General features: G+C 41.8%; 9 protein-coding genes. 1 reads left to right on the top strand and 8 read right to left on the bottom strand.

Annotation, left to right across the window (positions count from 1 at the left end):
• Positions 1–183 precede the first annotated feature (183 nt).
• The 8 genes from ACRD64_RS13255 to ACRD64_RS13220 form a co-directional block, all read right to left on the bottom strand.
• The gene (locus tag ACRD64_RS13255; RefSeq protein ID WP_430933866.1) at positions 184–849 is read right to left on the bottom strand and encodes a transaldolase family protein; all 666 of its coding nucleotides are present in this window, start codon (positions 847–849) and stop codon (positions 184–186) included.
• A 137-nt stretch (positions 850–986) separates the two neighbouring features.
• Positions 987–2,267 carry a zinc-binding dehydrogenase gene (locus ACRD64_RS13250; protein WP_430933865.1) on the bottom strand — a complete coding sequence of 427 codons (1,281 nt, stop codon included), beginning with the start codon at positions 2,265–2,267 and terminating at the stop codon, positions 987–989.
• Positions 2,257–2,925, bottom strand: coding sequence for an HAD family hydrolase (locus tag ACRD64_RS13245; RefSeq protein WP_430933864.1), 669 nt, complete (start codon positions 2,923–2,925; stop codon positions 2,257–2,259). Before ACRD64_RS13245 ends, ACRD64_RS13250 begins: the two co-directional genes overlap by 11 nt.
• 36 nt (positions 2,926–2,961) lie before the next feature.
• Complete coding sequence (locus ACRD64_RS13240) at positions 2,962–4,101, bottom strand: SDR family NAD(P)-dependent oxidoreductase (protein ID WP_430933863.1); 1,140 nt, start codon at positions 4,099–4,101, stop codon at positions 2,962–2,964.
• A 208-nt stretch (positions 4,102–4,309) separates the two neighbouring features.
• Complete coding sequence (locus ACRD64_RS13235; protein ID WP_430933862.1) at positions 4,310–5,536, bottom strand: hypothetical protein; 1,227 nt, start codon at positions 5,534–5,536, stop codon at positions 4,310–4,312.
• Between the two features lie 255 nt (positions 5,537–5,791).
• Positions 5,792–8,260: an alpha-ketoacid dehydrogenase subunit alpha/beta gene (locus ACRD64_RS13230; RefSeq protein ID WP_430933861.1), complete on the bottom strand. Its 2,469-nt coding sequence runs from the start codon at positions 8,258–8,260 to the stop codon at positions 5,792–5,794.
• 153 nt (positions 8,261–8,413) lie between these two features.
• Entirely contained in the window at positions 8,414–9,778 is a 1,365-nt protein-coding gene (gene lpdA / locus ACRD64_RS13225; RefSeq protein WP_430933860.1) for a dihydrolipoyl dehydrogenase, read from the bottom strand.
• A gap of 94 nt (positions 9,779–9,872) precedes the next feature.
• Positions 9,873–11,192, bottom strand: coding sequence for a dihydrolipoamide acetyltransferase family protein (locus tag ACRD64_RS13220; RefSeq protein ID WP_430933859.1), 1,320 nt, complete (start codon positions 11,190–11,192; stop codon positions 9,873–9,875).
• A 487-nt stretch (positions 11,193–11,679) separates the two neighbouring features.
• Here ACRD64_RS13220 and ACRD64_RS13215 point away from each other — a divergent pair, with 487 nt between their 5' ends.
• Positions 11,680–12,399 (top strand): GntR family transcriptional regulator, encoded by a 720-nt coding sequence (locus tag ACRD64_RS13215; protein ID WP_430933857.1) that lies wholly within the window; start codon positions 11,680–11,682, stop codon positions 12,397–12,399.
• Positions 12,400–12,432: the final 33 nt, after the last annotated feature.

The raw sequence follows: 12,432 nt of genomic DNA, 5'->3' as shown, positions 1-12,432 counted from the left end.
AATACTAAATAGAAATAATTGTCATTTGTCCTCAGATTAATCAGACTCTTGGTTTTCCACTGGAAAACCCTAAACAGCAGGCTGTTTAAGGTTTAAATCGTGAAATCCGCGGACAAAAAAGTAACTGACCAGCAATTGTAATTCTGTGATTTCGAACTTACATCCACTATACTGATGTTTATACTAGAAGTCAATATCATACAAACCCTCAGCGTCTTTTTCAAACCACTCAACACTCATATCCGTCATAGGGTGGCTACGAAGACGCTCTAAAATTTCGAAGCTGATGGTAGCAGCCTGACTGCCCATCATACTCACCCTATGCACCTGGTCAACTGTTTTAAAGCTGGCCGCCAGTACCCCTGTTTTTAGACCAAATTGTTTGATATTTTCCACAATATTACCTACCACTTCAATGCCGTGTGAAGAAATGTTGTCAAGTCTGTTAACATAAGGTGCTACCCAATCGGCTCCTGCCCTTGCCGCAACCAATGCTTGCTGTTGCGTAAAGATAGCCGTTGCCGTAACGTTAATACCTTGTTTTTTAATCATCGGCATGGCTTTGTAACCTTCCATGGTGACCGGAATTTTCGCAAAATAGTTATCGCCCAAAGCAAATTTCTCTTTGTAGGCAATGGCTTCGCGTAGCATGTCCTCAGCTTTGCTGCTGATCATCTGTACGTGTAACATCTTATCTCCAACCAACTCAACCAATTCGGGCATAATCACCGACATAGGTTTTTTTTCCATAGCGATAATGGTTGGATTTGTGGTTACCCCTTCAATTGGGAAATAATTAAACAATTGTTTTAACTCGTCAATATTGGCAGTGTCTGCTAAATAAATCATTTTTAACTTTTAAGTTGTAGTTTAACCTAATTTGATAAGCAACCAATCAATGGTGCTTAAAATTTAATGAATCAAAAAACACAAAGCTATGAATATTTTAGCTTGTTAATAAATTAAACATCTAACAAGTTAAAATTTTAATAATTTAATGACTTAGGATTAGCCAAAAGCATCTCTTCGGCCTCTACACTCCAAAGACCGTTATTTTTTTGGCAAATATCAGCAAGTAAGTTGTAAACTGCGTTATTCCTGCCAAGTTCCTTGAAATCCGCAATAGCAGTTAACGGCATTTCAACATGCGGATAAATCAACTTTTTACCACCCGGAATATTAGGCAAGTCAAGTGTTGCTTCCGGAACCACATTTAAACCACCAACATGTGTTACTAAACCTGCCGGATCCAGGCCTTTGGTCATTATCTCAAGTGCTTCCTTCATATCATAGGTATTTCCACCTGAGGTACCCACAATATGAGTATACGCGTAATGCACATTATAAAAATTCATTTTTGCCGAGAAATCACTATTGGAAGGTCCCGCAAAAAAGTTCAAACACCCGTCGAAACCAAGAATAGCATCCCCCTGCTCAATTACCGGAGCTACCGGAGCAAACACAAAAACATCGTTATATCCCTCTCCTCCTGTAATGTCGCGCAATCCCGTTATGGCATCATCCATTGAAGCAGTATTTACATAACGAAGATCAATTCCCCGTTCTTTGGCAAAATCCACGGTATATAAACTTGCTGCACGATCTAAACGTGCCTGGTCGATATCGGTAACAACCAATAACGAAGGTTTACGGTCTTCGCGACGCAACGCGTAATTAATGGCAGCCAGTCCCATAGGTCCTACCCCGGCCAAAATAGCCATTTTACCTCCGTCCACAATTTCCATATCGTGCACATAACTACCAGCTTTAGTATGGTAATTTGCATGCATGGCTCCAATAACGCAGCTTAAAGGTTCGGCCAACGATGCTGGATAATACCCAGGCCCATCATACGCAAGCAAACAATCCTGAACCAATACGTCTTTGGGTATGATCACATACGTTGCATCGCCTCCGATATGCTGATAAGAGTAACCCGGCGCACTTAAAACGCCGACAGGTCCGTCCTCATAATAAATAGCCGGTTGAATCGAAAACTTCTGTCCTTCCTTGAATTTGCCGATCCAGTTGGCACCCACCTCAACAATTTCACCTGCAAATTCATGTCCGATAATGATCGGATTATCTGCAACATCATCTGGCACACGTTTATGATCTGTTGCTTGATTAGCCGCTTTATAACTTGACATACAAAGACTGTCTGTTACTACCTTTGCTAATATTTCATCATCGCTTATTTCCGGTAATTCAAATTCTTCAATGCGAAGATCTTTCTTTCCATATAGTCGAACTGCTTTAGTCTTCATAACTTTCTATATTTATTTTTATATAATTCAAAATCTTTTCGGGCTGCTGAATTACGGGCACATTATCACCTTCCATGCCAGGTTTTCCATAACCCCAACTTACACCTAAAGGGATCATTCCGGCAGCTTGGGCTGTTTGCATATCCACCACAGAATCGCCCACAAAGAGGATATGCTTTGGATCGCAATTAATTTGTCTGGCAAAGTGCAATGCACCTTTGGGATCCGGCTTGTGTGGAAAAACATTACTGTGCCCAATAACACTCCTAAAAGTCCACGTGTTGAAATATTCCTCCACAACAATATCCGTTAAATGCTGGGGTTTATTGGTGTTTATAGCAAAGGGAATATCCATTTCTGTTAACTCGTTCAGCACATGGTCTATCTTGGGGAACAACGTGCTTTTGTTACAAATATTTTTTTCGTAGCAAGCAGAATATTTGTTCAGATAAAGCATGGTATCCTTACCCCTTAAAAGCGGTGGAAGAGAAGCATCCACCAACCTTCTCGCACCATTTCCGATCCACTTCACATATTCTTTAAGTTCATGCGTCGGATACCCATGCTCTCTCAGCATCTGGTTATTGGCATCTGCGATATCCTCGATAGAGTCAATTAGTGTTCCATCCAAATCAAAAATAACAGCTTTTATTTCCATTCTTAATATTTTATTGTCTGAGTGAACGAACCATATTTATTTCAGCATTTCCTGCCCGCCTGTCACAGGGACTGCCTGTCCTGTTTCATATTCCTGTTCCATGATGTAGTATACCGCCCGCATCACATCTATTACTGTACAACCTCTACCGGCAGGCACCTGGGCTTCGTAAAATGCTTTGACATCTTCAATGGTTTTGGCTCCTTTTACTTTCCCCGCATTCAGATACTGCACAAACAATCCCTTTTCAGGGTCGCTCCATAAGGGGCCATCGAAGAAATTACCGGGGCAAACAGAATTCACCTTTACTCTGTTTGGCATTAGTTCCATGGCAAAAGATTGCGTTAAACCTATACCTCCGAATTTACCGCCGGCATAGGCAAAGTTTCTGTTACTGCCTTTCAATCCCGATTTAGAATTGATTTGAATGATATCCGCAAAATACCCTTCCTTATGGGCAGTTTGGATCTTTAAAACGGGCGATGCATATTTGGCACAATTGAAATATCCGGTATAATTCACCTTGGTCATTAAATCAAAAGCTTCGGGGGTCATCTCATCTAAACCACCGGCCCTCAGGATTCCGGCATTTGATATAAACACATCAAAACCACCAAATTCGCACACCGTTTCGTAAATAAGGTTTTCGACAGATTGGGGATCGGATACGTCAACCTTAACAAAAAAGGCCTTATTAGCGCCTGCTTTCTGGTTTAATTCAGTAGCATACTCCTGTCCCTTTTCTTCGTTCAGATCGGCAATAACCACATTGGCGCCATCCCGAATCATATATTCAACCAGACCTCCGCCAAAGCCCTGCGCACCTCCTGTTATAATCGCTGTTTTACCGGAAGCTCTTCCTGGTTTGGTTGCTTGTATTTGAGGTTCTTGTCCCTTTAAAAGACAATCTACTTCGTAATTTGTTTCAGCTGCTGCCACTACACCAATACCATCAACATATATCAATTTTGGAACCTGGTTGTTGGACAGCTTATAATCCTGCACCTTTTTTCTGAGTTCCGCAATCATTGCCGTTGCATCTTCTTTTTCTTCCACCTTTATTTCAGCAATAGAAGGGTCGGCTTTTAGACTTGCTTTCGCAACCTTTATTTTATCATCCGAAAGTATCATCCGAAGTGCCGGAAGAATTTCCACTATTTTTTTATTGATTGCCATATTAATTTATCATTTCTTTTATCATGAAACATATTTTTTTCCATTGAGACTATAACACTAATTCTCGGCTAATGTTACGGTGACACACGGAAAGAAACATTAATTTTTTTCATTGTGCGTTTGAAGCCTTACCCAGTAGTGCCGGACTTGTCCACCAATTGATTCGGGCGGTAGTGACACAAAAAACTTAAAAACTTCAATTTACGGTTTACTTTAAAAACTTACTTATCACAGCATGCCCCAGTTCAACAAATGGTTGTAAACTGTTGCCATTTCTTTCTCCGTTTATTTTCACATAGCCTTCTTCACCTTTTGCTTTTAAATATTGGTGAGCCGCTACAACACAAGCTCCTTTGTATGAAAGTTCTTTCAGTTCATCATCTAAATCAATATGCCCTCTGGTTTCTACTTTCATGGGTATCATATCCGGAGAGTTATGCTCCGTGCCGAAAGTGACCAAAACCTCATTCTCCCAAAAAAACATGGCATATTCCTTTAACAGATTCAAGTCATTTCTGTTGGGTATAAACTCAATGGAATGTACATTCCTGTTTTTTAGTTCTCCCAACAACACTTCCTTATCCTTTTCAAAAGCCGTATATTCTCCATTTGGGTTATCCGCCAACAAAGGATAGGTTGGTATACCGCCGGCATTGAGTATAATTTCTTTAATTAAATGGATAGGCAGAAAAGCTTTTGAACCTTCTTCAACAAAAGCTTCTTTGCCCGCTTTAAAAAGCATATTCCTTATTTCATTTTCCACAGCTGCTTTACTTTCCAAATTTGTGCTTGGTGCCTGACCTCCATAAAGTTTCTCGAAAAAAGCGAACCGTTCTTCAATGGAAGCATATTTTTCGAATACCTTAATCCGAAGTGCCTTGGCAATGTGTCTTTCGCGAACTAAGTCGACCGCATATTTCGCAAATATCTCATCCAAGCTGAGTATGATATCTGAACCCATGTTCTTAAGCAGGATATTGGTCTTATCCAACATCGCCCCAACCCTCTTGATGATCTCTTTCTTTATTTCGTTCACCTGAGATACATAAGGCTCATCAAGCTGTGGGGGAAAACTTAAACCTTTACCTGACAAATAAACGCGTCCCGGGTTTCCAGGGTCGTTTAACCTCAGGCCTTTTTCCTTATCTTTTTGGTTTACACCAATAAATTCGATATTAAAAAGTGGAAATATCTTATTATCGACAGCCAACTGATTAAACTCCTCATATCCATCGGTCGAATAAAAATCGTTTATCCCCAATATTCGTACATCCTGCTCTTTGGCCAATTTGAATATTTCAGGTATGTCCTTAAAGGCACTAAAGGAATAAGGTGTATGAAGATGTGCATTAACGTTTAATATGTGCAGGTCTGTTTCTTCGCGTGACCATTTCAACAATTGTGATTTTTCGGGCAGTGTAGATAGATTTTGCATGAATTTACAATTAGTATCCCCGAAGATTTTAAACTGAAGGTTTCGGGATTTTCCTTCGATCAACAAGACATCAGTATCATGACACAAGACTGACGTGCATGAAATTAAAAATCAATTGGTCATGTTAAACATTCAGTTTGTGCGATTAATCTCTGTTCCTGTTGGTTTCTTAATTTAATAAAGGGTAACAAATAGTTGAAGTAAGGTAAAGCCGGATATCTTTTTTAAAGACACCCGGCCAGGATCATAAGGGGATTAAATACCTAATTTACCCCGTCGGATAATCTCGGCATTCGTAAAATTATTTTTAACCATATGTCCCTTTAGCGGAACAATTTTTTCGTGAATGGCATCAATCATCCATTCTTTACATGGGAAGAAAAACTCTTCCAACTCATAAGCTGGTGTTATCCAGTTGCGAGAACCCACTACTACAGGTGGTGCGTCGAGCTCATCAAACGCTAATTCTGTAATTTTCTGGGCCATATCTTTCAAGAACGATCCTCTTTCGTTGGCATCACTCGTCAACAGAATACGCCCTGTTTTTTTCAGTGAAGCAATAACCGGCTCAAAATTAAACGGTACAATACTTCTGGCATCGATGACCTCGGCAGACATCCCATATTTCTCCTCCAATTCATCAGCGGCTTCCAGTGCCCGATATACGGTGGCACCTATGGATAAAATGGTTATATCGCTACCTTCCTTTTTCACATCCGGTTCTCCAAACGGAATCTCGTAATACTCCTCCGGAACACCACCTTGGTGGAATTGCTCACCTATGTCATAGATTCTTTGGCTTTCGAAGAAAACCACCGGATCTGTGCCCTGAAGCGCCGTATTCATCAAACCCTTGGCATCATATGGCGTGGCCGGGAAACAAACTTTTAACCCTGGAATATGTGCCACCAACGACGACCAGTCCTGAGAATGTTGGGCCCCATACTTGGAACCTACCGAAACCCTGATAACGACAGGCATCTTGATCACATTCCCCGACATAGCCTGCCACTTTGGTAATTGATTGAACACCTCATCTCCGCATCGGCCCAAGAAATCGCAATACATAATTTCGGGAATCACCCTGCCCCCGCACATGGCGTATCCAATGGCTGTTCCAACTATCGATGCCTCCGAGATTGGCGAATTAAATAAACGTTGATACGGCAAGGCTTCCGTCAAGCCGCGGTAAACAGCAAAAGCTCCACCCCAATCACGGTTTTCCTCGCCATAGGCCACTAAAGTCGGATCTTTATAAAAACGATCTACAATGGCTTCGAACAAGCCATCTCTCAATTGATATTGCTTAATTTTCGAATATGGTTTTCCATTCTTATCAAACGCGAAACGTTCTTTTTTCGCAATCTGCTGTACCCTTGGGTTTTCCGCCATAGGATGGTTCACTTCAACCTGGCGATCTTCCATCTTGTCCAGGCTTTCGTTGGAGAACATCATATCCCCAATTATTTCCGGATGTTTTACCAGGTCCATACGAGGGGAAACTTCTTCGTCGATAGCCAAGGTCATGGAATATTTCATTAATTCCACGATATCTGCCTGAATGGCATCCAAATCTTTCTGGGTGGCAATTCCTGCCTTCACCAATTCATTACCATAAGAGGCAATACAATCTTGTGCTTCCCAGGCTTCAATTTCTTCTTTTGACCGGTATGATGAAGCATCGGATGGCGAGTGCCCACTGTAACGATAGGTTAGCACATCCAATAATACAGGCCCTTTCTTCTCCTTCAACAATTCCATTTTGCGTTTGTAGGCATCGATAACCGCCAAGGGGTTATAACCGTCCACACGTTCAGCATGCATGTTATCGCGATTTACTCCTGCCCCGATACGTGCGGCAATATCGTATCCCATGGTCTCACCGCAGGTCTGACCGCCCATACCATACTGGTTGTTCATGATATTAAAGATGATGGGCAATCCTCCCTTATAGGCACCTTCCCACAATTGCTCGAACTGATCCATAGAGGCAAAAGCCAGACCTTCCCACACCGGACCACAAGCCATAGAAGCATCACCAATGTTGGCCACCACAATACCTTCTTTCCGGTTTACTTTTTTATACAGGGCAGCACCCACCGCAATATCGCCCGATCCACCAACAATGGCGTTGTTGGGATATACTCCGAAAGGTGTGAAAAAGGCATGCATTGAGCCGCCCAGTCCTTTATTGAACCCCGTTTCACGAGCAAATATCTCCGCTAATGTTCCATATACCAAGAATTTGCGCGCCAAAGATTTAACATCGCCTTTGTGATTTTTTGATACGATCTCCAAGATGGTTCCCCCAAAAAAATTGCTCATCATACCCGACAGGTCATCGTCTGACATTTTTGCAATGGCCGACATACCCTTGGCCAGGATCTCACCATGTGAACGGTGCGAACCAAAAATAAAATCTTCCGCATCCAGATGGTACGCCATACCCACAGCGGCTGATTCCTGACCAATAGAAAGGTGGGCAGGCCCGGGATGGTTATATTCAATCCCTTCATACTCGCCACGAATCTTGATCATGTTCAGCATGGTTTCGAACTGACGGATCAAAGCCATATCGTGGTAAATCCCAATCAGTTGTTCTTTGGAAAAATTTACTTTTTCCTCTTCGATGGTTTTCTCATACTGATTTACCGGAATATCTTTAATCTCAACTTTTCCTGATTTTCTGACCTGCGTAGGGTCAATAAATTGCGACTTTGGCATTTTTATTAGATTTTTAGATAAGAGATAAGGGACTTTGGACGATTTACATGCTGTTTAAAATTCTCATGTTACCATTTGTCTTTGTCCGATCTATCTACTCACTGAATTTATTTTTTCAACAAACTACTTATAAACTTATTGCTTCACAAACTACTAATGGTGCCCGAAATCGAACACCGTTTCTTTAAATATCTCGGAAACGGTTGGGTGCGGGAATACCACTTCTTCCAGCTCCTTCAGGGTTAGTTCTGCTTCAATGGCCATACAGGCACCATATATCATTTCACTGGACGGGTTGCCCAACATATGCACACCTAACACTTCGCCATATTTAGCACCTACCAGCACTTTACACAGTCCTGAGCCCCCTTCGTTCTCGGCAATAAAGCGACCTGCATAGGCCATGGGCAGTTTGGCTATTTTATACTCGATACCTTTAGCTTTGGCTTCCTCTTCTGTGAGTCCCACTCCTGAAATTTCAGGATTGGTATACACAACTCCGGGAATGGCATTGTAACGCATTTGATCCTTTTTTCCGCAAAGATTGTTGACAACCACCTCTCCCTCACGGCTGGCTGTATGTGCCAACAATGAAAACCCGGTCACATCGCCGGCGGCGTATACATTGGGTATATTGGTTCTCATTTTTTCATCTACCTTAATGCCTCCTTTGAATAATTCGACTCCCAGGTTTTCAAGACCAAAGCCCTCGGTTACCGGCTTACGCCCCACACTTACCAATATTTTATCACCTGATACCGTTGTTACCTTTCCTTCTTTCTCAAAGGTGACCGTATTTCCGTCTACCTTTGTCACTTTGGACGAAAGATTAAAATCGATACCTTTTTTGGCATACATCTGACGCAGCATTCCGCTCATTTCCAAATCTATACCACCAAGTATCTCATCCATCATTTCCACCACGGTTACTTTGGTCCCCAAGCTGTTGAAGAAACTGGCAAACTCCATCCCTATAACGCCACCACCTATGATGACCAAAGACTCCGGTCTTTGCTTCAATTCCAAAATTTCACGATTGGTCAAAATCGTATCGTTGGGTTCACCTAAGCCCGGAATAGGAGGTATAAAAGCTTCCGAGCCCGTACAGATTAACAGGTTGGAAGCTATTATCTCTTCTTCAGCCGTGGCAATCTCGATACCCCGTTGGGTACGACCTTTTATTACAGCTGTATCTTTAATGGTTTTCACCTTAAACATTTTCATTTTTGCTCCAACGCCTCCCACCAACTTTTTCACCACCTTTTGTTTGCGGCTCATCATTTTTGAGAAGTCAAAAGTGACCTCTTTAGCTTCAATGCCGTATTTGCTCCCGCCAATAGCGTTATCATAAAGCTTGGCGCTATATAACAGCGTTTTGGTAGGTATACATCCCTCATTCAAACAAACCCCACCAAGCTCTTTCTTCTCAATTAAAACCACTTTTAATCCTTTGGCACCGGCTCGCTCCGCAGCTACATAACCACCCGGACCACCACCTATTATTGCTAAATCATACATATTTTTCACCTTTCAGTTTGCAGGCCAAAAGAAAAGGAGCGTCTGTTAAATAACTCCTTTTCCAATGTGCCCATCTTTCTAAAAACTATATTAATCAAAAATCTATTTCCAGGTTTTCCATCTCTATGGCAATCTGCTTCAAAAATCTAGTAGCCATGCCGCCATCCAGTGCCTGATGATCGTATGTAAGACTTAATCCCATATAAGGAACGAAACCATAAACTCCTCCGCCTAAATCAGCAGGTCTCGGAACTATGGTGTTTACGCCCAGAATTGCAACCTGTGGCAAATTAATCACCGGGGTAAACATTTCCACCCCATAATTACCCAGGTTCGAAACCGTGAATGAAGCCGCCTCCGACGACAACAGTTCAGGATCGATACTCCCTTGGCGACATGACTCTGCCACCTCCTTGAATTGACGCGACAAGCCGGCAATAGATAAATCATCGGCATTTTTAATAGCCGGAACCATCAGGCCGCGATCGGTATCTACTGCCAATCCCAAGTGCACCTTATTAAAATACTTGACACTATCACCCAGGAAATGGGCATTGGCATCAGGGAATTGCTTTAAGGCTTTGATAACAGCAAAACAAACCATATCGTTGATGGTAATATTTGGGGCTCCTTCTTTGGCCTTCACCTGTTGCCTCAGCTCCATGATACGACGGGCATCCGCACCTAAATGGTGTGTTAATTGCGCCGAGTTTTGCAAAGAAGCGTGCATAGCTTTGGCGATTAACTTTCTGATATGCGGCAATTTCTTAATTTCAAAATCCTCGGCATAAACAGGATTAGATGCAGTAAGGTCGGCAGCTTTTACAGAACCGCCCAAACCAGTTCCTTGCTCCGCCACTTGCAGGCCTTCTTCCTTGGCAACTTCTTTTGCCAGAGGTGTCATTTTGGGTTTGGAAGCCATATAAGCTTGTATATCTCTCTCTATTACGCGGCCTTCTGGCCCTGTCCCAACAATAGTTTCATAAGGAACTGCCTCTTTAATAGCGAGTTTTTTTGCCCTGGGCGAAATCTTCACGCTTGCACCAACCTCAACCCTCTTGGTCTGGACCGTTACAGGCTCTTCGGAAACGGTTTCCTCAACTGCTGAAATTTCCTCAACCGCTTCTTCCTTTGCCCCGGAAGCATTTCCCGGCTTGAACTCATCGATGCTTTCCCCGGCTTTACCGATTACACCGATATTTTGCAGAACAGGTACCTCGTCCCCTGCTTCGCAAAATACACCTAAAAGAATGCCATCCTCGGCGGCTTCCTCTTCAAAAGATGCCTTATCTGTTTCATACGCGAACAACATGTCGCCTTTTTTAACTTCGTCTCCTACTTGTTTAAACCATTCGGTGAATATGCAGGATTCAACGGACTGCCCTTGACGGGGCATTATAACAACTGTAGCCATTTTCAAAATATTTTAGTTCAAAAATAATTCTATCAACTTGTATTTACAAGTTAATTTGTTAAAATAGCTTAATGATTTGTATTTATGCTCTTTACAACCTTTTACAAGTTACTTGTATATACATTTAAAATTACTTATCTTTACAAAAAAGATAATTAATCATAGACAAATAAGCATGGTGAAACCTTAATTTTCTTCATAAATCACAGTCCTAAAGGGAGTGACACAAAACAATCACATCCGGAAGCTGTTGGATGGATGTAAAACCAATTATTTTTAAATCGGATTATGCATTAGAACTTCGTCATGAACATTGAAAGGGCAATCGAGTAAAGCTTTTCTGAAACGGGTCATAGCATGGTTCCGGTGAGATGAAGTGAAGTAATTAAGTGTTTTGTTTTGAAGCAATTTCAATATGCAATAGATTTCCTGATACATATTGGGTGTTTAACATGCTTTAAAGCGGATATTCAGAAAAAAAACAAACATGGTCAACAAGAAAGAATTGCCCCCGTACAAAGTCCTCTACGAAATGCTTCGAAGAAGAATTACGGATGGCTTATACACAAAGGGCGATATCCTGCCATCGGAAAACGAGCTTTGCACCACGCAACATGTTACGCGCCCAACGGTTAGAAAAGCACTGGACAGGCTTGTTCATGAAGGTTACATCAGAAAAAAACAAGGAAAAGGAAGTATTGTACAAGGGCAACCACAGGGTGTAGGAATATTATCGCTATCCGGAACCACCTCGGCTATTGGGAAAGAGAACCTGCAAACCAAAATAATTATCAAACCATATCTGACACAATTCGATGACGATGCTTTTGGTTTTCCGGTACAGGACATTGAAAAAGAAGTAGGGTGTTACCGACTGGAACGCTTGCGGATTGTGAACAAACTACCTGTATTTTATGATATAACCTTGGTTCCCAATATTAACACCCCTCGCTTTGCCAGCCGAAATTTCGAGAACCGTTCCTTATTTGAAATTATGCGTACTGCCTATCAAATTGAAGTAACCGGAGGTGAGCAAAAACTATTGGCCATTACTGCAGACGATAAACTGCAGGAATATTTTAAACTTAAACCAGGACATCCCATACTCAGGCTCGACCGCAAAATGGAAACCAACAAAGAAGGTTTCTTCTTTTACAGCCAGGTATATTGCAATACGGCAGATTATGGTTTATACGGTACTTTTTAAGTGCACACAATAAATTAAAGTGCATTATAAATA

Origin of the sequence: Saccharicrinis sp. 156 (genome assembly GCF_050589685.1) — a bacterium.
Lineage (GTDB): Bacteria > Bacteroidota > Bacteroidia > Bacteroidales > Marinilabiliaceae > Saccharicrinis.
This window is presented reverse-complemented; position numbering and strand designations above follow the sequence as displayed.